The organism is Pseudomonas viridiflava (assembly GCF_001642795.1).
Taxonomy (GTDB): domain Bacteria; phylum Pseudomonadota; class Gammaproteobacteria; order Pseudomonadales; family Pseudomonadaceae; genus Aquipseudomonas; species Aquipseudomonas viridiflava.
In genome coordinates this window covers 471246-494187 of record NZ_LKEH01000027.1, presented here as the reverse complement: position 1 = coordinate 494187, position 22942 = coordinate 471246, and the positions used below count along the sequence as shown (strand labels likewise).

General features: G+C 61.2%; 13 protein-coding genes. 12 read left to right on the top strand and 1 reads right to left on the bottom strand.

What is annotated here, in order from left to right; all coding sequences use genetic code 11:
* The 3 genes from AO065_RS17490 to AO065_RS17480 all read left to right on the top strand — a co-directional run.
* On the top strand, positions 1 to 5259 hold a 5259-nt coding region (locus AO065_RS17490; protein WP_155737748.1), incomplete at its 5' end, for a non-ribosomal peptide synthetase.
* Positions 5260 to 5377: 118 nt separating this feature from the next.
* The gene (macA, locus tag AO065_RS17485) at positions 5378 to 6529 is read left to right on the top strand and encodes a macrolide transporter subunit MacA (RefSeq protein WP_004882197.1); all 1152 of its coding nucleotides are present in this window, start codon (positions 5378 to 5380) and stop codon (positions 6527 to 6529) included.
* Between the two features lies 1 nt (position 6530).
* The gene (locus AO065_RS17480; protein WP_004882199.1) at positions 6531 to 8540 is read left to right on the top strand and encodes a MacB family efflux pump subunit; all 2010 of its coding nucleotides are present in this window, start codon (positions 6531 to 6533) and stop codon (positions 8538 to 8540) included.
* Here AO065_RS17480 and AO065_RS17475 read toward each other — a convergent pair.
* A complete protein-coding gene (locus AO065_RS17475; protein WP_004882202.1) occupies positions 8515 to 9225 on the bottom strand; it encodes a helix-turn-helix transcriptional regulator in 711 nt (236 codons plus the stop codon). The genes AO065_RS17480 and AO065_RS17475 overlap by 26 nt on opposite strands.
* 699 nt (positions 9226 to 9924) lie before the next feature.
* Between AO065_RS17475 and AO065_RS17470 the strand changes: the two genes are divergently transcribed.
* The 9 genes from AO065_RS17470 to AO065_RS17430 all read left to right on the top strand — a co-directional run bounded on the left by AO065_RS17470 (position 9925) and on the right by AO065_RS17430 (position 22939).
* Positions 9925 to 10434, top strand: coding sequence for a sigma-70 family RNA polymerase sigma factor (locus AO065_RS17470; protein WP_004882203.1), 510 nt, complete (start codon positions 9925 to 9927; stop codon positions 10432 to 10434).
* The gene (locus AO065_RS17465; RefSeq protein WP_032650982.1) at positions 10434 to 11399 is read left to right on the top strand and encodes a FecR domain-containing protein; all 966 of its coding nucleotides are present in this window, start codon (positions 10434 to 10436) and stop codon (positions 11397 to 11399) included. The genes AO065_RS17470 and AO065_RS17465 overlap by 1 nt, the downstream gene beginning before the upstream one ends.
* Before the next feature lie 71 nt (positions 11400 to 11470).
* Positions 11471 to 13873 carry a TonB-dependent receptor gene (locus AO065_RS17460; RefSeq protein ID WP_004882208.1) on the top strand — a complete coding sequence of 801 codons (2403 nt, stop codon included), beginning with the start codon at positions 11471 to 11473 and terminating at the stop codon, positions 13871 to 13873.
* A gap of 343 nt (positions 13874 to 14216) precedes the next feature.
* Positions 14217 to 15599, top strand: a complete 1383-nt coding sequence (locus AO065_RS17455) for a diaminobutyrate--2-oxoglutarate transaminase (RefSeq protein WP_025996244.1) — start codon at positions 14217 to 14219, stop codon at positions 15597 to 15599.
* Between the two features lie 211 nt (positions 15600 to 15810).
* A complete protein-coding gene (locus tag AO065_RS17450; protein ID WP_004882214.1) occupies positions 15811 to 17619 on the top strand; it encodes an IucA/IucC family protein in 1809 nt (602 codons plus the stop codon).
* Positions 17612 to 18829 carry a type III PLP-dependent enzyme gene (locus AO065_RS17445; protein WP_004882217.1) on the top strand — a complete coding sequence of 406 codons (1218 nt, stop codon included), beginning with the start codon at positions 17612 to 17614 and terminating at the stop codon, positions 18827 to 18829. The genes AO065_RS17450 and AO065_RS17445 overlap by 8 nt, the downstream gene beginning before the upstream one ends.
* Entirely contained in the window at positions 18826 to 20268 is a 1443-nt protein-coding gene (locus AO065_RS17440) for a DHA2 family efflux MFS transporter permease subunit (RefSeq protein ID WP_004882218.1), read from the top strand. Before AO065_RS17445 ends, AO065_RS17440 begins: the two co-directional genes overlap by 4 nt.
* Positions 20269 to 20288: 20 nt before the next feature.
* Positions 20289 to 22166 carry an IucA/IucC family protein gene (locus AO065_RS17435; protein WP_004882220.1) on the top strand — a complete coding sequence of 626 codons (1878 nt, stop codon included), beginning with the start codon at positions 20289 to 20291 and terminating at the stop codon, positions 22164 to 22166.
* The gene (locus AO065_RS17430; protein WP_004882221.1) at positions 22166 to 22939 is read left to right on the top strand and encodes an HpcH/HpaI aldolase family protein; all 774 of its coding nucleotides are present in this window, start codon (positions 22166 to 22168) and stop codon (positions 22937 to 22939) included. The genes AO065_RS17435 and AO065_RS17430 overlap by 1 nt, the downstream gene beginning before the upstream one ends.
* Positions 22940 to 22942: the final 3 nt, after the last annotated feature.

The window sequence follows — 22942 nt, the reverse complement described above, 5'->3', positions numbered from 1 at the left end:
CCCAGCGCACTGGTGCGTCTGGATGCCTGGCCGCTGACCGCCAACGGCAAGGTCGACCGTCGTGCCTTGCCGGTGCCGGATCGTGAAGCGCTGCCGGGTCGGGACTATGAGGCACCCCAAGGGGCGGTGGAAACGGCCGTCGCCGAGATATGGAGTTCGCTGCTGCACGTCGAACGTGTGGGCCGTCATGACCATTTCTTCGAATTGGGCGGGCATTCGCTGCTGGCCGTGAACCTGATCGCGCAAATGCGCCGCCAGGGGCTCGATGCGGATATTCGCACGCTGTTCGCGCAGCCGACGCTGGCTGCATTGGCGGCTGCGATTGGCAACAGTCAGCAAACACAGGTGCCCGCCAATCTGATCGAGCCGGGTTGCCTGCGCATCACCCCGGATCTTCTGCCGTTGGTGGAACTGGAACAGGCCGACATCGATCTGATCGTCGCCAGTGTTCCGGGGGGCGTGGCCAACGTGCAGGACATCTATCCGCTGGGGCCGCTGCAGGCCGGTATCTTCTACCATCACTTGTCTGCAGGCGGCGACGATCCCTATCAGTTGCAGGCCCGTTTCGCCTTCGCTGACCGTTCGCGTCTGGACGCATTCTGTGTCGCCCTGCAGCAGGTGATCGCCCGCAACGACGTGCTGCGGACCTCTCTGTGCTGGGAAGGGCTGGAAACGCCGGTGCAGGTGGTCTGGCGCCAGGCCACGCTGTCCGTGATCGAAGTCGCGCTGGATGATCTCGCGGACGCAGAGCCTCTTGGACTTGAACGGGCGCCGTTGCTGCGTCTGGTCCACGCTGCCGATCCTGCCAATGGACGGATTGTCGCGGTTTTGCTGTTCCATCACCTGATCATGGATCACATGGCGCTGGAGCTGCTGAGCCATGAACTGCAGGCGATACTGCTCGATCAGGAAGCACAACTGCCTGCGCCGGTGCCGTATCGCAATTACATTGCCCAGACCTTGCAGGGGCAGGGTGATCAGGGTCATGAGCTGTTCTTCCGCGAGCAGCTGGGAGATCTGGACGAACCGACCCTGCCTTATGGCCAAGGCTGGTTGCCGGGCGCTGACGTGCCAGGTGAAGCGAGGCAGCCGATGACGGCTGACTTGAGTCGCAAAGTGCGTGATCAGGCGCGTGTGCTGGGCGTCAGTGCGGCCAGCCTAATGCACCTGGCCTGGGCTCAGGTGCTCGGACAGTTGTCCGGTCGCGACAAGGTGGTGTTCGGCACCGTTCTGCTTGGCCGACTGCAAGGGGGTGAAGGTGTGGAGCGCACGCTGGGTGTGTTTATCAATACCTTGCCGCTGCGCATCGACCTCGCTGGCCAGTCCGCACAAGAGGCCGTGCTTCAGGCCCATCGCCGCCTGAGCGGCCTGTTGACGCACGAACACGCGCCGCTGGCACTCGCGCAACGTTGCAGCGCGCTGCCCGCCGGTGCGCCGCTGTTCAGCGCTTTGCTCAATTACCGACACAGCGCAGCACCGCAAACTGCCGACGCCACAGCCAGCGAAGCCTGGCAGGGTATCGAACTGCTTGAGGCCGATGAGCGCAGCAACTACCCGCTGACCCTGAGCGTCGATGATCTGGGCGAGGGCTTCGACCTGACCGCGCTCACCTCGTCAGGCATTGATGCGCGACGTATCTGTGCCTACATGGTCTGCGCCGTGGAAGCACTGGTTCAGACCCTGGCGCAGACGCCGCGCTTGAGCCTCGACACGCTGGATCTGTTGCCCGCTGCCGAACGCATCGAGCTGCTGGACGGCTTCAATGCCCGACGCAGCGAGCCTGACAGCGAGTTCACCATTCACCAACGCATCGAGCAGCAGGCAGCCATGGCGCCTGATGCCGTGGCCGCGCAAGTGGGTGATCAGCGTCTGAGCTACGGCGAATTGAACCGTCGCGCCAACGCTCTGGCGCATCATCTGATCGGACTGGGTGTCCGCCCTGACGACCGCGTGGCGGTCATGGCTTGCCGCGGGCTGGACACACTGGTCGGGCTGCTGGCAGTGCTCAAGGCCGGTGCCGGTTATGTGCCGGTCGATCCGGGTCACCCGGACGAGCGTGTCGGCTACCTGCTGCAGGACAGCGCGCCGGTAGCGGTGCTGACTCAGTCCGATCTGCTGGAACGGCTTCCACCACTGGCAGTGCCGGTCGTGGCACTGGACCGCGCTGACTGGCCAATGCGTGAGGACAATCCGCAGGTCGCGCACCTGACCGTCGATCATCTGGCCTACGTGATCTATACGTCGGGCTCCACCGGGTTGCCCAAAGGTGTGATGGTCGAGCATCGAACCCTCAATAATCTGGTGGACTGGCATTGTCAGGCCTTCGACCTGCACGCTGGCAGCCATACCGCCAGCGTCGCCGGTTTCGGCTTCGACGCCATGGCCTGGGAGGTCTGGCCTGCGCTCTGTGCCGGGGCAACCCTGCACGTGCCGCCTGCGGACATCGGCAACGAGCAACTGGATGCGCTGCTCGACTGGTGGACTGCCCAGCCGCTGCAGGTGGCCTTCCTGCCGACGCCGGTTGCCGAATACGCGTTCAGCCGCGAACTGCGTCATCCGACGTTGCGCACGCTGCTGATCGGCGGCGACCGCCTGCGTCAGTTCCCTCGCGACCCCGGCTTTGCGGTGATCAACAACTACGGGCCGACCGAAACCACAGTCGTTGCCAGTTCCGGCGAGATGTCGCCGGGCGGTGTGCTGCACATCGGCAAACCGGTATCCCACGCACGCCTCTACGTGCTGGATGAGCGTTGCCAGCCGGTGCCGCTGGGTGTGCCCGGCGAGTTGTACATCGGCGGCGACGGTGTGGCGCGGGGTTATCTGAACCGTCCGGACATGACCGCCGAACGCTTCCTCGATGACCCGTTCAGCGATCAGCCGAAGGCGCGGATGTATCGCTCCGGCGACCTGGTCCGCTGGCTGGCCGATGGCACGCTGGAGTACCTGGGACGCAATGACGACCAGGTGAAGATTCGCGGCGTGCGTATCGAACTGGGCGAGATCGAGCAGCAACTGGCATCGTACCCGGGCATCGGCGAAGCCGTGGTCGTGGCGCGGCAGCTGGAAGAGGGCGGATTGCGACTGGTGGCTTATTACACCTGTCTGGATGCGCAGCTCGATGCAACCGCGTTGCGAGCGCACCTTACGGGTCATTTGCCCGAGTACATGGTGCCTGCGGCTTATGTCGCGCTGGATGCACTGCCGCTGACCCAGAACGGAAAGGTGGACCGCAAGGCACTGCCAGTGCCGAGCCTGGATGCGCTGGCAACCGCCACCTATCAGGCACCCGAGACACCGATGGAACAGCGCCTGGCCCAGCTATGGGCCGAGGTGCTGGAAGTCGAACGGGTCGGCCGCCACGACAGCTTCTTCGAGCTGGGCGGTCACTCGTTGCTGGCGATCCGTCTGGTCAGCCTGATGCAGAAATCCGGTCTGTCGCTGAGTCTGGCAGAGCTGTTCCAGCACCCGAGCATTGTAGCGTTGGCCGGGCAGCTTGAGCAACGACCTGACGGCACTGCCGACACGCCTGAGGTGATCACAGTACGCGAGGGCAGCAATGGTACACCGCTGTTCCTGATCCACGACTTCACCGGTCTGGACGCCTACTTCCCGATACTGGGCCAGCATCTGGACGGCGATTTTGCGATCTACGGTCTGCCCGGCATCGGCCTGGGACAGCCGCAGCTCAATACGCTGGAAGGTCTGGCAGCCGGACTGGTCGAGCGGATTCGTGGTGTGCAGCCGCACGGGCCTTATCAGCTGGCAGGCTGGTCGTTCGGCGGCGTGCTGGCTTATGAAGTGGCCACGCAACTGCTGGGCATGGATGAGACCGTCTCCTTCGTCGGGCTGCTGGACAGCTACGTGCCGCGTCTGACCGACCAGGGCAAGGCGCGCTGGGAAGGTCCGCAGCTGCTTGAACGCGAGCTGCTGGCACATTGTGCGGCGTACTGGCAGGCGCAAGGCAAGGCTGGCGTCACGCCACTGATGCGCCTTGTTAGCCTGCAGGAACAGGCCGACATGCCTGCATTCAAATCACTGCTGCAACTGTGTCGGGATGAGCAATTGCTGTATCCGGAACTGGCCGAGGCGAGCGATCTGCGGTTGCGTCATTACCTGCAGCGCGAACTGGCTCACGGTCATGCGCTGGCTCATTACCGGCTCGAACCGATGAGCCTGCCGGTGCATCTGTTCCGCGCCGAACAGGTACAGAATGCACCGGGCGATGTAGCCAGCGGGCAGGATTCCAGCCATGGCTGGGCCGAGGTGCTGCCTGCCGGGCAACTGCATTGCGTCAGCGTGCCGGGCGATCACATGAGCATGATGCAGGCGCCCCATGTTCAGGTGTTGGGGCAGGCAATAGGCAAGGCGCTGGCCGCTCAGGCCGGTGCTGTGCAGCCGGCTCAGGTCTACAAGTCGTTGCTGGCCATCCAGAGCGGACAGAGTGCGCGCGCACCGCTGTTTTGTGTGCCGGGGGCGGGCGACAGTGTTACCAGCCTGATCGGTCTGGCCGAAGCGCTGGGGCCTGACTGGCCGATTTACGGTTTTCAGGCACGCGGACTGGAAGGCCGTTACGTGCCTCACAGCCGTGTCGAAGCAGCAGCCAGAAGCTATGTGCGGGAAATCGAGAGCCTGTACCCGCAAGGGCCGCTGCATCTGGTGGGGCACTCATTTGGTGGCTGGGTGGCGCATGCCATGGCGGGCTGGTTGCAGGCACAGGGACGCGAAGTGCTTTCGCTGACCCTGATCGACAGCGAAGCGCCCGGCAACACCACGACCTGCGGCAAGCCATACACCGCCACGGCGGCGGTGCAGCGGCTGATCAATGCGCTGCAACTGTCCAGCGGCAAGGACCTCGGGCTTGATACGCAGGCCTTCGCCGACGCTGACGACGCGGCTCAATCAGTGCAGCTTCGTGAGGCCATGGTGCGCGTTGGCCTGCTGTCCTCACGGATTGCGCCACAGGCGCTGAACGGCATCGTGCGCACGTTCTCCAGTGCATTGCGCACCCTGTATCGGCCGGAAATAGGCTATGCCGGGCCCGCGAGTCTGGTGCTGCTGACCGATCCCGCACTGGATGCAGCGGCCAATCGCGTCGAGCACAGCGACATGACTCAGGGCTGGCAGCAGGTAGTGCCGCAACTGACGCTGTGGAACGGTCCTGGCGATCATTTCAGCATCCTCAAGACGCCTGACGTCTACAGCCTGGCGGCATGGTGGTACGACAGGCAGCCGGTCAGTGTGCGGGAAACGCTCTCATGAAACCCTGAATAAAACCCCGACGGCAGGCATTCGGCCTGCTCCGGGGCTGCGCATGGAAAACGGTAAATCAGTCGTCGCCCCATGAGCGGGCGCGATCTTCAAGGATCAGCAGGCCTCTATGAACAAGTCGAAATTACGCAAGACGGGATTGATCACTGCGCTGGTACTGGTGGCGGGTGTCGTGCTGTATGCCGTCGAGGCACCGGCCAAACCGCCCGCGTACATTACCGCCAGGGCCGAGCGTGGTGACATCGAGAACGCCGTACTCGCCACGGGCGTGCTGGAAGGCATCAAGCAGGTGGATGTCGGCGCTCAGGTGTCGGGGCAGTTGAAGTCGCTCAAGGTCAAGCTGGGCGACAAGGTCAAGAAAGGCCAGTGGCTGGCAGAGATCGATCCGCTGGTATTGCGCAACACCTTGCGTCAGGCCGAAGTGGACGAGGAAAAACTCAAGGCCCAGCGGGCCTCGGCGCAGGCTCAAATGAAGCAGGCCAAACGTCTGTATGACCGCTACAAGGAATTACAGACCGATCAGTCGGTATCCCGTCAGGACTTCGAAAGCGCCGAGTCCGATTACGAAATGCAGCAGGCCAACGTGCGAGCTCTGGACGCTGAAATCAAAAGCGCTCAGGTGCAGATCGACACCGCCAAGGTCAATCTGGGCTACACACGGATCATTGCGCCCATTGATGGTGATGTGGTCGGTATCGTCACGCAGGAAGGCCAGACCGTCATCGCCCAACAACTGGCGCCGGTGCTGTTGAAGCTGGCCGATCTGGAGACCATGACCATCAAGGCCCAGGTGTCGGAAGCGGACGTTATCCATATCACGCCGGGGCAGGAGGTCTATTTCACGATTCTGGGTGAGGACAAGCGCTACTACGCCAAGCTGCGCGGCACCGAGCCTGCGCCGCAGGATTACCTGGAAACCGAAAGCGGCAGCTCGGCTTCCCGGCAGAACTCGGCAGTCTTCTACAATGCGCTGTTCGAAGTGCCCAATCAGGATCAGCGCCTGCGCATCGCCATGACCGCTCAGGTGCGCATCGTTCTGGGCACGGCGCGCAACGCGATTACCGTACCCGTGGCCGCCCTTGGTTCGCGGACCAGCGAGGGTTCTTCCTTTGTGCGGGTGGTGGACGCCAAGGGCTTCGCTCAGGAGCGCAAGGTTCAGGTCGGCATCAACAACAACGTGCAGGCGGAGATCAAGGACGGGCTGGTCGAAGGTGATCAGGTGGTCATAGGCGATCCGACAGCGGTTGTGGCAGGGGCCTGATATGAACCAGAAGGTAGAAGTCGCCGACCTGCACGAAGCCTCGATTGCAGCGCAGCAGCCGTTGCTGCAACTGGAGAACGTGAGTCGCAGCTTCATGGCCGGGGATCGCGAGGTCACCGTCCTCAAGCAGATCAATCTGTCGATTCATGCCGGTGAGCTGGTGGCAATCATCGGTGCTTCCGGCTCGGGCAAGTCCACGCTGATGAACATTCTCGGTTGCCTGGACAACGCCAGCAGCGGCACTTATCGGGTCGCGGGTCAGCAGACCCGCGACCTGGATGACGACGCGCTGGCTGCGTTGCGGCGCGATCATTTCGGCTTCATTTTTCAGCGTTACCACCTGTTGCCGCACCTGGATGCTGTGCGCAACACGGAGATTCCGGCCGTGTACGCAGGCACTTCGCAGGCCGGGCGTCATCAGCGTGCCCAGGAACTGCTGACACGCCTCGGGCTGGGCGGGCATCTCGAGCACCGCCCGAGTCAGATGTCGGGCGGGCAACAGCAGCGGGTCAGTATTGCCAGGGCGTTGATGAATGGCGGCGAGGTGATTCTTGCCGACGAACCGACCGGCGCACTGGACACCACCAGCGGCAAGGAGGTCATGCGCATCCTGCTGGAACTCCATGCAATGGGGCACACCGTTATCCTCGTGACCCACGACCCGAAAGTCGCGGCCAATGCCGAGCGGGTCATCGAAGTCAGCGACGGTGAAATCATCAGCGACAAGCGCACCTCGCCCCGTGTGCAGCCGGTGGTCGAACCCAAGCCTGCACTACAGCCAGCGGCCACCGCCCGGCGCCGCATGATCGCCAGCTTCGGCCTGTTTCGCGAAGCGTTCAACATGGCCTGGATTGCGCTGATTTCGCACCGCATGCGCACGCTATTGACGATGCTGGGGATCATCATCGGCATCACTTCTGTGGTGTCGATCTCCGCCATTGGCGAAGGCGCCAAGCGTTACGTGCTCAAGGACATCCAGTCGATTGGCAGCAACACCATCGACATCTACGCGGGCAGCAACTTCGGCGACAGTCGGGCCAAGTCCATCGAAACGCTGCTGCCGTCGGACGTCACGGCGCTCAATCAGATGTATTACATCGACAGCGCCACCCCGGTGGTCGGGCGCAGCATGCTGGTGCGCTACCGCAACATCGACGTCGATGCACAGCTCAATGGCGTCAGCAGTCGCTACTTCCAGGTGCGCAACATTCAACTGGCAGCCGGCATCACCTTTGACGATCAGGATGCCCGGCGTCAGGCGCAGGTCGTGGTACTGGACCACAACACCGCCCAGCGTCTGTTCGGCCCCGGCGTCGATCCGCTTGGGAAGGTGATCCTGATCGGCAAGCTGCCGTGCACCGTGATTGGCGTCACCAGCGATCACAAGAACCTGTTCATTGCAGGCAATACGCTCAACATCTGGATGCCCTACGAGACCGCTGCCGGACGCGTGCTCGGCCAGCGTCACCTGGACAGCATCAGCGTACGGGTCAAGGACGGCATGCCCAGCAAGGTGGTGGAAGAGGAAATCAAGGCGCTGATGCTGCAGCGTCACGGCACCAAGGACTTTTTCACCAACAACCTGGACAGCGTCATGCAGACGGTGCAGAAAACCAGTCGCTCACTGACGTTGCTGCTGTCGCTGATCGCCGTGATCTCGCTGGTGGTGGGCGGTATCGGGGTGATGAACATCATGCTGGTGTCGGTCACCGAACGAACCCGGGAGATTGGTATTCGTATGGCCGTGGGTGCCCGACAGTCGGATATCCGTCAGCAGTTTCTGGTGGAGGCGGTCATGGTCTGTCTGATCGGTGGCGTCATCGGCATCGGCCTGTCCTATGGCATCGGCTACCTGTTCACGCTGTTCGTCAAACAGTGGGAAATGGTCTTTTCCATGGCCTCGGTGGTGACCGCGTTCGCCTGCTCGACGCTGATCGGCGTGTTGTTCGGCTTCGTACCGGCCCGCAACGCAGCAAGGCTCGACCCTATCGAAGCGCTGGCGCGGGACTGAAGAGCGGCGTGCGGCCCCGGTCGCTCGACGGCATTTCGTCGGGCGACGCGTACATCCAGCGCATCAGCGAGTTGCGCCCGCTGATGCCCAGTTTGACCGCTGCCCGGCGCTGATAGCTGCTCACCGTGCTGACCTTGAGTGCCAGACGCTCCGCCTGTTCCATGGCGGTCTGGCCGGTCAGCAGTCCCACGCACACTTGCAATTCGCGCTCTGACAGCATCAGCCCGGTTTCACGCAGTCGCTCGTGGAAACGGTCTTCGAGGCCCTCTGGCTTCTTCGATTCGGCTTCCAGTGTCGCCAGCTGCAGGGCGTCAACGTGCTTTTCCAGAATCGAAAACAGCAGCGGAGAGATGTCTTCCAGACGACGTCGCTCAGTCATGGAAAAATCACTGGAAGGGCGGCCGCGAAACGCCGTGATCTTGCAGCAGTAACTGGGCGACTCCTGGGCCGGGTTCAACTGGATGGAATCGGTGAAACGCGAGGCTGCCCGAGGCGAAGTCACGGTCTCGTTGAACACCGTGGAAACCTGCGTTTTCGGTGTCTGCCAGGGCCTTGGCAGCAAGTAGAGGTGAGTGGCATCCACGGTCAACTGCGAGTTGATCAATTCGTGAAACATGCTTGAAAAATGGCCGCTGCCGATGCTGGCTATGGCCCTGCCGATCTGGGGAAGTAGTGTAGGGGTCATCTTGCTCATCCATGATTTAGAACTACTGACGTCTTTGAGACGTTAATACGACTTGGCAGTCACATAAACTAATATTTTTATTTAGTTGAACTAGCGTGCCTGCGAAAGATGACGATTTAGAGCAGCGGAAAATTATTTGTTACATACGGAAAGGCCTGTTTTTCCCGAAATACCGCTCCGCGTGGGGATGCATCCGTGAGCTCTGCGCCACGTTCGAGAGCGGACGCGGAGCGTCCTGGGCGGCGTTACCACGCTGGAGCGTGGGAACGATCATGGCGTTCCCTTGCACACTGATCGTGCCCATCGCTCCGCGTTGGCATGCCTCCCGTGACGCTCCGCGTCACAAATGGCACAGACTGCGGACTCAGTGAGCCGAGCACATGGCTCCAGTCACCTTGCGCCCCTTGGCGACTTACATTGAGGGGCCTGATCGTGTCGTTCCCGACACGATCAAGGGGCAGGGTTGGGTCGAGATCGCCGATTTGTGCGGTGCAGGGCGCCTTGGCAATCCCGGCGTAACAACAATCTGTCAAGGTTCGATCATCAGCCAAACCGTTGCAAACCGTGCCGTTGCGCGGTGTAGACGGTCTCTCGGCCCAGTCAGGACGGGGGCTTTATCGAAAAAGTGCGTGGACTCGGGATATAACACTAATTAGAATGAGTCTCATTTGACACATCCATAGCGCAAGGCCTCTCGACATGATCGAAGCAGCGACGTCAACGGACCATTCTCTACATTCCCTGTATCGCGACCACTATGGCTGGCTGGAAAGCTGGCTGAGACGGCGCATGGGCAATGCCTGGGATGCTGCGGACCTTAGCCAGGATACGTTTCTTCGCGTGCTGTCCAGTTCCCAGCAGATCGCCGATATGCAGGAGCCTCGTGCTTATCTGTTGACCGTCGGCAAGCGCCTGCTGAGCAACTTCTATACCCGGCGCAGTCTGGAACAGGCTTATCTCGAAGCCTTGGCACAGTTGCCGGAAGAGGCCGCTCCGTCTCCCGAACAGCGCTGGCTGCTATTGGAAACCCTGCAAGCGCTGGATGAGTTGCTGGATGGGCTGTCCGCCGTCGTGCGCAGGGCGTTTCTGTGGAGCCAGCTGGAAGGCCTGGGTTATCGCGAAATCGCCGAACGTCTGCAGGTCTCCGAGCGCACCGTCAAACGTTACATGGCCCAAGCTTACGAGCATTGTCTGTTGGTGGACTGGTGATTCGTCAGTCGCTGCTGTCCAGCGAAGATCGCGAAGTCGCACGCGCAGCAGCGCATTGGCTTGCGTTGCTGGAGTCCGGCGGTGCCAGCGACGAGGATCACATCAGATTGCAGCATTGGCGCGACAGTGCCAGCAGCCACGAACGCGCCTGGCAAAAGGCTCAGCAGTTGCGGCAGCGTTTTTTCGGCCTGCCATCCCATCTGGCGATGGCCACCCTCGACCGTCCCGACAAGGCAAGGCGCGCGGCCCTCAAAAGGGCACTTGGGCTGGCGACGCTGGTTCCCGCCGTCTGGCTGCTGGGTCGGCAGTTGCCGATCGACGTCTGGCGCGCCGACCTGCAAACCTCCATCGGTGAGCACAAGCGCCTTGCGCTGGCCGACGGCAGCCAATTGCAACTGAACACCGACAGCGCGGTGAACGTCGATCTGAACACCCGGCAAGTCACGCTGGTGCGCGGCGAGATGGCGCTCAAGGTATCGGGCAGTACGCCGCTGACCATCGAGGTTCCGTACGGCAGGATCATCGTCAGCCGTAGCGAAGTCTGCGTGCGTCTCAACGCCAGCGATTGCCGGGTCTCTGTTGTCAGCGGCAGTGTGCGTCTGCAGCCACTGCAAGGGTCTGAGCTGGACCTGCATGCGCAGCAACAGATCAGTCTGCGGCCTCAAGGGGCAGGGCCGGTCAGCGCCTTCGACGCCCTGTTGCCAGGCTGGCGCGACGGCGTGCTGACCGCGCAGAACCAGCCGTTGGGCAGCTTCCTGCGTGAACTCGGTCGCTACCGTCCAGGGTTGCTGCGCTGGGAGCCTGAACTGGAAAACTTGCGTGTTACGGGCAGTTTCCGGCTCGACGACACGGACCGTGTTCTTTCGCTGCTGGCGGCCAGCCTGCAGGTGGATGTGCATAGGCGGACTCGCTACTGGGTGACGCTGGTGCCTCGCAAAACGCTTTCTGCAAAAAATAGTGCGTGAAGCCTGTCCCTTTTTTTCGCCTCACTGGTCATTCCAGGTAAGTGAACAAAAAACTACGAGAGCTTCCCTACATGTCCGCAGTGCCTCCTTATCGTTTACGTCCGCTTTTGCACTTGAGTCTGTTGCTGACCCTCAGTTCCAGCCCGCTGTTCATCTCCAACAGTTGGGCAGAAACCTCGGGGCGCCGCGCCTACGAAGTTCCGGCAGGCAGCCTGAGCGCCGCGCTGACCCGTTTCGCCGGGCTGGCCGGGGTGAATCTTTCGGTAGACCCTGCACTGGTGAACGGCCGCAACAGTGCAGGCCTTTCCGGAGACTTTGCGGTTGAGGAAGGCTTCGCGCGTCTGCTGCAAGGCTCGGGCCTGCAATTGATGCCGGTAGGCGAACAGGCCTACACGCTCGTTCCAGCGCCGAGCAGCGGCAGTCTGGAACTGGCGCCCACCTCGATTCTCGGTGCCGGCGGCACGACTGATGGTCAGGCCTATGCGGGCGGTCAGGTTGCACGCCGTGGCTCGCAAGGCATGCTCGGCGCGCGGGACTTCATGGACACGCCGTTCAGCATGACCACCTACACCCAGGAAGCGGTGAAGAATCAGCAGGCCCGCACGCTGGGCGACCTGATCGCGAGCGATCCTTCGGTGCGTGCGACCAACCCGGCCGGTGGACGTTATGAGCAGTTCACCATTCGCGGCCTGAGCCTGTTCAACAGTGATGTTTCCTACAACGGCCTGTACGGCATCCTGCCGACCTACACGATCGACATGGAAATGGCCGAGCGCGTGGATATCCTCAAAGGGCCTAGCCAACTGGTCAACGGCATTTCGCCGCGTGGCAGTGTCGGCGGCGGCATCAACGTGGTGCCCAAGCGCGCCACAGACAAACCGATCACCGAGTTCACCGGCAGTTATGCCTCCGACAGCCAGGTTGGCGGCGCGGTGGACATCGCCCGCCGCTTTGGCGACGAAGACAAGTTCGGTATCCGGTTCAATGGCGTCAAACAGTCCGGCGATACCACGTGGGATCACCAAAGCGTTGATCGCCAGATGGCAGTCCTGGGGCTGGATTTCCGTGGCGAGCGTCTGCGTCTTTCGACCGATATCGGGCACACCGAACGCAACACCGATGCGCCACAGGAACGTGTACAGATCGGCCCGAACGCCAGGGTGCCCAACGCCAACGATGTGCGGGACAACTACGCGCAATCCTGGAGCAAGGCACGCACCGAGGACACCTTCGGCATGGTCAACGCCGAATACGACGTCAACGATTCCGTGATGCTGTACGGCGGCGTGGGCGCGCGCAAAAGCGACCATGACTTCCTGCGCCATGCGGTTTCGATCACCAACAATGCGGGCGACTTCAGCGTTCAGCCGCGCGACTTCACCCGCGACGAAAACGTACGCACGGCCACGGCCGGTGTGCGCAACTGGTTCAAGACCGGTCAGGTCAGCCACGAAGTGAACCTGGCGGCCAGCTATTTCTACATGGACTTCGAGAATGGCGGTGCCCGCTACGCGGCGTCTCCGAGCAACCTGTTCAACCCCGTCGACACGCCGACGCCCGCCAACCCGACACGCAGGGATGACAAGGTCTACACCGAAAACCGCTTCAGCGGTCTGGCGCTGTCCGACACGCTGGGCTTTTTCGACGATCGCCTGCTGCTGACCCTGGGCGCACGCTGGCAGCGGGTCAAGGTCGATGACTGGACCAACAACGTCAAGGGCGACACGGCGTACGACGAGGAAAAGGTCTCGCCGTCGGGCGGCATTCTGTACAAGGTGACCGATGAACTGTCGGTGTATGCCAACTACATGGAAGGCCTGAGCCAGGGCAAGATCGCACCGTCGACCTCGATCAACGAAGACGAGATCTTCCCGCCCTTCATCAGCCGTCAGGTCGAGGTGGGTGCCAAATATGACCTGGGTTCGTTCGCCTTCACCGGCAGCGTGTTCCGCATCAAACAGCCCGCCTACGAGACCAATGCGGCCTCCCGCGTGTTCGGCCCCAACGGCAAGCGTGAGAACAACGGCGTAGAGCTGACCATGTTCGGCGAGCCGCTCAAGGGCTTCCGCCTGCTGGGCGGCGTGATGTACATCGACAGCGAACTGAAAAACACCACCGGCGGCACATTTGACGGCAACCGTGCGCCCGCCACGCCTGAATACAACGTCAATGTGGGGGCCGAATGGGACGTGCCGACCGTACAGGGTCTGACGCTGACCGGGCGGGGCATCTACACCAGCTCGCAATACCTGGATCAGGCCAATACCAAGGACATCGATTCGTCCGAGCGCTTCGACGTCGGCGCGCGCTATGCCTTCAAGGTCGATCAGAAGACCGTCACGCTGCGGGCCAACGTCGAGAACGTCATGGACAAGCGCTACTGGAGTTCTGCCGGCGCCTCGGACGACAGCGAACCTGGCCTGACGCTCGCAACACCCCGAACCTATCTGATCTCGGCCACTGTGGGTTTCTGATCCATCACTCATGCGCTGCCCAGGGAAGGGCGCCTGCGCTTCACGACTCAATGCGGAACGACTCTGACAGAGAGAACGCCATGCAAAGTGCCAGTTGAATAAATAGTTCACTTATAACGCCATTAAAGTGCGGCCTTCAAAAAGGCAATAACCGATACGCCGACTTTTATGAGTCCGGGCGGCTTGAATATATCCAGCGTTAGTTGGCGTAATACTGTGCGCCTCTCATTATGCAAGTACGAATGCATGGTCATATTAAATTCAGAATTAAATTTCAGTAACGGACTTGCAGTTTTCTGGAAATGAGAATAGTTTGCATCCCGAACTTAGCGAGGGTTACCCCATGTTGAATGATGGCTTATTGCACTCTACTACGTCTTCGCATAAAACCAATGCCAACTATCTGGCCCGGCAGGCAAGGTTTGAATCCAATGTAAGGAGTTACCCGCGCAAGTTGCCGCTGGCGATTGCCAAGGCACATGGGCTCTGGGTAACGGATGTTGAAGGCAACACGTATCTGGACTGTCTGGCCGGGGCCGGAACGCTGGCGCTGGGGCACAACCATGAAGCAATCATGGCCAGCCTCGACGGCTTCCTGACCTCGGGTATGCCGATGCACACCCTGGACCTGACCACGCCGGTCAAGGACGCTTTCAGCGAGACGTTGCTGAGCCTGCTGCCTGGGCAGGGTCGGGACTATTGCCTGCAGTTCTGCGGCCCGTCCGGCGCCGATGCGGTGGAAGCCTCGATCAAGCTGGCGAAAACCGCCACGGGGCGCAGCAACATCATCAGCTTCTCCGGTGCTTACCACGGCATGACCCACGGCGCTCTGGCGCTGACCGGTAATACCGGACCGAAAGATGCGGTCGCCAGCCTGATGCCTGGCGTGCAATTTCTGCCGTACCCGCACGAATACCGCTGCCCGCTGGGCCTCGGTGGCGAGGCCGGGACCGAAGCGCTGAGCTACTACTTCACCCAGTTCATCGAAGACGTCGAAAGCGGCGTATCGCTTCCGGCTGCGGTGATTCTGGAAGCCGTTCAAGGCGAAGGCGGCGTCAATCCTGCGCCGGACAGCTGGCTGCGGCAGATCCGCGAAGTGACCCGTAAACACGGCATTCTGCTGATTCTTGACGAAGTGCAGGCCGGGTTTGGCCGCACCGGCAAGATGTTCGCCTTCGAGCATGCCGGTATCGAACCCGACATCATTGTCATGTCCAAAGCGGTCGGTGGCGGTCTGCCGCTCGCGGTGCTGGGCATCCGCCGTGAGTTCGACGCATGGGCGCCGGGTAATCACTCCGGTACCTTCCGCGGCAACCAGATGGCAATGGCCACCGGTCTTGCCACGCTGGAAGTGTTGCAGCGCCAGAACCTGGCCGGTCAGGCCGCCAGACGCGGACAGTGGCTCAAGGATCAACTGACTCTTTTGCAACCGCACTACCCGGCCATGGGGCAGGTACGTGGACGCGGTCTGATGCTGGGCATCGAGATCGTCGACGAGCGCAAACCTGCAGATCGTCTCGGCAGTTTTCCGATAGACGCCGAACTTGCGCTGGTCATTCAGCAGCAGTGTTTCAAACAGGGACTATTGCTGGAACGGGGTGGCCGCAATGGCAACGTGATCCGCCTGTTACCGCCGCTGATCATCACGGACGAACAGTGCCAACTGGTTATCCAGCGATTCGAAGAGGCACTCAAGGCCGCGCTGAGTCAGTTGCGCACTCAATAACTTCATCACGTTATTGTTATCAAGAACAACCTGACCGGTCAGAACTTAGGACCGAACAAACGTAGCGTATTTGCTGACAGGGTTTATCTGGCCATGGCGTGCCGAGTGATAAGCCGGGCAAGTGCTTGAGTTGTTTTCGCAGCAGATGATTATCTGACACTTTGTTGCGATGTCACTTAGACAGTCAGCGTAAAGCGACTGTGGAGCAGACATGACTAATACCGATCGCACCGTTTTATCAACGATGGTGAGCGAGCTGGCGACGACCCGCGCGTTACTCAATTGCCTGATAAAGGAATTTGCACTGCCGGAACACTGCCTTCAGTACACGTGGCCACAGGGCATGCAGGGCATTGCGCCTGGGTGTTTTGTCGATGGCGGCCATTGGAAAGGCATCCCGCTGACCATCAGCCTGCCCAATAAACAACAGTTCTTCGTACTGGTGGACCGCCGTGACGGCCTGGGCAGCCACCGCTACCTGTCCGATGTCTATGCACGGCGTGGACAGGGCAGCTGGCAGTGCCCGGCATTTCCCGAGTTCGTTCAGCAACTGCTCAGCGCCTGTGAGCACATGACCCGCGCCAGCAACGACGAACTGCTCGATCAGGTCATGCAAAGCCAGCACCTGACGGCCGCCATCGTGGCCCACAACATGACCGGCGAGCACCCAGAGCCGTTGAGCGGCTACCTGGCCAGCGAACAGGGTCTGTGGTTCGGCCATCCCAATCATCCCGCGCCCAAGGCACGGCTGTGGCCAAAACATCTGGCCCAGGAAACCTACGCGCCGGAGTTTCAGGCGAAGACCGCGCTCCACCTGTTCGAAGTGCCAATGGAAGGACTGCGGATCACTTCCAATGGTCTGAGCGAGACACAGGTCATGGCTGGTTTTGTCGATCAGGCAAAGGCCCGTCCCGGACACGCGCTGATCTGCATGCACCCGGTGCAGGCGGAGCTGTTCATGCAGGATCGTCGCGTACAGCGTCTGCTGGAGCTGGGTGAAGTCACGGACCTCGGCACCACCGGACCACTGGCCAGCCCGACGGCTTCGATGCGCACCTGGTACATCGAAGGCCACGACTATTTCATCAAGGGTTCGCTGAATGTGCGCATCACCAACTGTGTCAGGAAAAACGCCTGGTATGAGCTGGAAAGCACGCTGATCATCGACGAACTGTTCCAGCGCCTGCAGCAGACGCAGCCGCAAACCCTCGGTGGACTGTCCACGGTGGCTGAACCGGGTTCGATGAGCTGGGCACCCAAAGGGGTCGGTGAGACCGATGCCCACTGGTTTCGTGAACAGACCGGCGCGATTCTGCGGGAAAACTTCTGCCTTCGCTCCGGTGCCGACCGCAGCGTGATGGCGGGCACCTTGTTCGCTCGCGATCTGCGCTCACGGCCGCTCGTGCATGATTTCCTGCAGCGCTTCAAAGGCTGGGAACTTGGTGATGAGGACCTGCTGACATGGTTTGATCAATACCAAGCCTTGTTGCTGCGCCCGGTCATGGCGCTGTTCTTCAACCATGGCGTGGTGATGGAGCCGCATTTGCAGAATGCCGTGCTGATTCACGATAACGGCCAGCCTCGACAGTTGCTGTTGCGCGACTTTGAGGGCGTCAAACTCACCGACGAACTGGGCATCAAGTCCATCGAGGTCGGGCTGCACCCGCGCATTCGCCAGTCGCTGACGTACTCCCGCGAGCAGGGCTGGAGCCGCATCACTTACTGCCTGCTGATCAACAACCTGTCCGAGGCCGTGCTGGCCCTGAGTTGGGAGCGGCCACACCTGGCGCCTTTGATGTGGCAGCAGGTCGAGCGACAACTGCGCAGCATTCGCAAGGAGCTGGTACGTCCTGCGCCGGAACTGGATGCATTGATTGCAGGCCACTCGATTGCCTGCAAGACCAACCTCAAGGTGCGTTTGGCGGCCAAGGCTGATCGCGAAGCCAATTACGTGCGTCTGGCATCGCCGTGGGGCGAGGAAGCGCGTTACGCCGAGCAGGAAGAGGTGCGTTATGCATAAGTTGCCTGACACGGTGCGTGCCGCCATAGACGAGGCCCGGTCGCTGGAGACGGATCCGCTGGCTGCCTTCGTTTACGATCTGGACGCCCTTGAACAGCATGTGAGCGAGGTCATGGCAGCGCTGCCCGCTGGCGTGGAGCTGTATTACGCGATCAAGGCCAACAGCGAAGCGCCGGTACTGGCGACGCTGGCTCCGCTGGTCAGCGGTTTCGAGATTTCCTCGGGAGGGGAGATCGAGCGGGTGATGGCGTGCCCGATGCGCAAACCCTACGTGTTCTCCGGCCCCGGCAAGCTGGACTCGGACCTGCGCAGCGCGCTGCTGAACAAGGTCGAGGCGTTTCATGTGGAAAGCCTCAACGAAATCGATCGTCTGCAACGACTGGCGAGCGAAGTCGGGCGCGTGCAGCCGGTGTTCATCCGCATCAATCCGCAGTTGCCGCCCACCCAGTCGAGCCGACTGGCCATGGCCGGAACCGCCACGCCATTCGGCATCGACGAAGCGGACCTGGCTGAAGCCGTGCAGCGCGTGGACAGCGCCAGTCACTTGTCGCTCAAGGGCTTTCATGTGCATGCCATGTCGCACCAGCAATCGGTCGAGCGACACGAGCAATTGATCGATCTGTACCTGCAGCGCTGGCCGCAATGGAAAGCCCTGACCCGTCACCCGGAGCAGGTCACCCATTTCAACGTGGGCGGCGGTATTGGTGTCGATTACCTCAGCGGTCAGCGCTTCGACTGGCAGCGCTTTTGCCGTTATCTGGAAAAACGCCTGGGCGAGGAGGCCGATGCGCCGATTCTGCGTTTTGAGCCAGGCCGGTTCATCAGCGCCTATTGCGGTTATTACGCGATTGAAGTGCTGGACATGAAAACCAGTCACGACGAGCACTTTCTGGTGTGCCGCGGCGGTACCCATCAGTTCCGTCTGCCGGTTGCCCAGAGCCATGATCACCCGGTCATTCATCTGCCCAACGTGCCACAGACTGCCGAATCCGAGGAAAAGGCCTGCACCGTGGTCGGTCAGCTATGCACGCCCAAGGACGTATTGAGTCGCAAACATCCCTTCAAGGGCGTGGCAATCGGTGATCTGCTGGTGCTGCCGTTGGCGGGCGCCTATGGCTTCAATATTTCCCATGTGGATTTTCTCTGCCATCCGCGTCCGGCGCAGCATTTCATACGCAACGGTGAACGGATCCGGGAGGACCTTCGGTGAAATCCGGCTTCAACGTCCCGCGCAGTTGGGTGGTGATCAACGTTTTGCTGGGCACACTGACCGTGAGCCTGAGCAACAGCTCGCTCAACCCGGCGCTGCCCACGTTCATGGAAGCGTTCCGGATTGGCCCGCTGATGGCCACCTGGATCGTCGCTGCGTTCATGACCAGCATGGGCATGACCATGCCGCTGACTAGCTTTCTCAGCCAGCGGGTAGGGCGCAAGCGTCTGTACCTGTGGGGTGTTGCGCTGTTCATCGGTGGGTCACTGCTGGGCGCACTGGCCAATTCTATTGCGCTGGTCATCGCGGCGCGGGTGGTGCAGGGCGTGGCCAGCGGACTGATGATTCCGTTGTCGCTGGCAATCATCTTCGCCGTGTATGAAAAGCATGAACGGGGCAGGGTAACCGGGCTTTGGAGCGCCGCCGTGATGCTCGCCCCGGCACTGGGACCGCTGTGCGGCAGCCTGCTGCTGGAGTGGTTCAGCTGGCGCTCGCTGTTCCTGATGAATGTGCCCATCGGTCTGCTGGCGTTGGTGTTGGGCGTAGGTGTTCTTCCGGCATCCGAGCCGCCCGAGCGCAAGCCGTTTGACCTGATTGGCTACCTGCTGATCGCGTCAGGGATCGGCCTGCTGATGGTGGCTATCAGTCGCATGCATCATGCCGAGGCGCTGTTGGACCCGCTCAATCAGGCCATGGTGCTGGTGGCCGTGGCCTGCCTGATCGCGTTTGTCCGCGTGGAACTGCGTCGCAAGGATCCGTTGCTGAACCTGCGTCTGTTCAACTTGCGCGGCTACCGACTGAGTGTGATCGTCGCCGTGGTGCAATCGGTCGGCATGTTCGAGTGTCTGGTGCTGTTGCCGCTGCTGGTGCAGACCGTGATGGGCTACAACCCGATCTGGACCGGTCTGTCGCTGCTCTGCACGGCGGCGTTCGCCAGCCTGTTCGGACAGTGGGGCGGCAAGGCACTGGATCGGCATGGGCCACGCAAGGTGGTCGCCATCGGCCTTTTGCTGACCGGGCTGTCGACGCTGGCGCTGGGTCTGCTCAAGTCCGATGCGGCGATAGGCGTGGTGTTCGTCCTGATGATGGTTCGCGGCGCCGGACTGGGCCTGTCCTACATGCCCATCACCACAGCCGGTCTCAATGCCTTGCCTGAGCCGATGGTCACGCAGGGTGCGGCGATGAATAACATTTCACGGCGTCTGGTGGCGTCGCTGGGGATTGTCATCGCTTCCCTGTGGCTCGAATTCCGCCTGAGTTCCGCTGGGCCGACCGCCACGCCGTCTGCCATCAGCGAAGTGTTTATCGCCACCGGACTGTTGATTCTCCTGGCTTTGCCCTGCGCCTGGCGCTTCCCCGTCAATGAAGCGCCCGTGAAAGATAAGCCTGTCAACGACGAGCGCGACGAGGCACAGCCCAACGCCGTCGAAACCCGATAATTTCCATTTGAGGTATGAACATGGCAACCCCTCTACCGCTGAACCCTTTGCCGCGTGAACCAAAATCCGTCAAAGCCCCGGCAACCGGCGACTGGCTCGCGAATATCGACGCAGGCCGTTATACAAAAGTGCAACGTCGCGTAATCGGTCAGTTGCTGCAGACGCTGCTTTATGAAGCCGCTCTGCCTTACACCTGTGTATCGCTGGATGAGCATCGACACCTGTTCGTCGTACCGGCAACAGATTCGGCTCAGGCACCTGTCGAGTACCGCTGCAGCGGCCTGCTCAGCAGCAGTTTCGAACTGATCCGGCTGGATCATGCCAGTCTCGAACGTGTCGACAAGGACGGTAAACGCAGCGTACCGGACCTGCACCAGGCCCTGACCGAGCTGTTGAGCCCATTCAAGGACAGCCCGCATCTGGCGCGCTTCATTCAGGAAATCGAGCAGACCCAGCTCAAGGATCTGCAGGCCCGCAATCAGGGCTACAAGCCCGCAAAGCCCGCTCATCAACTGGATGTGGATGCTCTGGAACAGCATTTCATGGACGCCCACAGCTACCACCCGTGCTACAAGTCGCGCATCGGCTTTTCGCTGGCCGATAACGTCAAGTACGGACCGGAGTTCGCCACGCCGATTGAAGTGGTCTGGATTGCGGTTGCGAAAACCAGCGCCTCTGTCGGTCATGTCCGTGCGATGGACCTTCAACAGTTTGTTCGTGACGAACTCGGCACACAGCGCTGGCAAGCGTTTGCCCAGACGCTGGCCGCGCAGGGCAAGTCCATCGACGACTATCAGCTCATGCCGGTGCATCCGTGGCAGTGGGACAACGTGACCGTATCGACTTTCTTCCCGGAACTGGCGAGCGGCGAACTGATCTGCCTGGGCACCTCCAGCGACCAGTACAAGGCCCAGCAGTCAATTCGTACACTGGCCAATGCCAGCGATCCGAAGAAGCCGTACGTCAAACTGGCGATGAGCATGACCAACACGTCCAGCACCCGCATTCTGGCGCGTCATACAGTGTTGAACGGGCCGATCATTGCCGACTGGCTGCAACACTTGATCAGCACCGACAGCACGGCTCGGGAGCTGGGTTTCGTGATTCTGGGCGAAGTGGCCGGGGTCAGTTTCGATTATCGCCATCTGCCGGAATCGCGTTCGGCGCAGACCTACGGCACGCTGGGTGCAATCTGGCGCGAAAGCCTGCATCAGTACCTCAAGGATGATGAGCAGGCCGTGCCGTTCAACGGGCTGAGCCATGTGGAAAATCGTTACGGTGATGGAGAGCAGTCGCCTTTCATCGACGCATGGGTGCGCCAGTACGGCCTGGAAAACTGGACCCGGCAATTGTTGCAGGTCACTGTGCCGCCGATCATTCACATGCTCTATGCCGAGGGCATCGGCATGGAGTCCCACGGCCAGAACATCGTACTGATCACCAAAGACGGCTGGCCGCAGCGCATTGCGCTCAAGGACTTCCATGACGGCGTGCGCTATTCGCCGGCACATCTGGGCCGCCCCGAACTGTGCCCGGAACTGGTGCCGCTGCCTGCCAGCCACGCGAAGCTCAACCGCAACTCGTTCATCGTCACTGACGATGTCAATGCTGTGCGCGACTTCTCCTGTGATTGCTTCTTCTTTATCTGCCTCGCGGAAATGGCCATTTTCCTGCGCCAGCAGTACCAACTGGACGAAGCGCTGTTCTGGCAGATGACCGCCGATGTGATCCTCGGGTATCAAAAGGCTCATCCGCAGCACCGTGACCGTTTCGGGTTTTTCGATGTATTTGCACCGACCTACGAAGTGGAAGAACTCACCAAACGTCGCCTTCTCGGCGACGGCGAACGCCGCTTCAGGTCTGTGCCCAACCCTCTGCATGCCTACAGGCCGCAATGATGCTGAGGACCAATACGCTCAAGCAGAAGCTCGGCAGAGGCCAGCCGGTGTACGGACTGATCAGCTCGATCCCGGCGCCTGCCGCCATCGAACTGATCGCCGAAGCCGGTTTCGACTTCGTGATCATCGACATGGAACACGTGCTGATCAACCCGGAAACCGTGGAGAACATGATCCGCGTGGCCGAAAGCTACGACCTTACGCCCTTGGTGCGGGTCGCCGATCTGAACCCGAAAACCCTGCTGCGGCTGCTTGATGGCGGCGCGCAGGGCATCGTGCTGCCCATGATCGAAAGCCCCGAACAACTGGCCGAAGCGATTGCGGCCTGCAAGTACCACCCGCTGGGCCGCCGCAGCCTGAATGCCGGGCGTCCTGGCTCGTTCGGCAAGCACAGCCTGGCGCAGTACGTCGAAGCCGCGAACGAGCAAATCATGCTGGTGGCGATGATCGAGAGCGCCGAAGGCGTGCGCCGCGCAGCCGACATCGCTGCGGTGCCGGGGCTGGACATGATTCTCGAAGGCGCGGCGGATTTGTCCCAGTCGCTCGGCATGCCCTGGCAGATCGATACCCCCGTCGTACAGCAGGCACTGCTCGACACCTGGCAGGCAGCCAAAGCCGCCGACGTTGCCTATTGCACCATTCCCCGCCAGCCGGGCGACGCTGCTCGCTGGCAGGCTCGCGGGGTCAACGCTTTTGTCCTGGGGGATGAGCGCGGCATTGCCTTTCGTGCGCTTCAGGCCCGCCTGACTCAACATTCTGTAGAAGGAAACTGATCC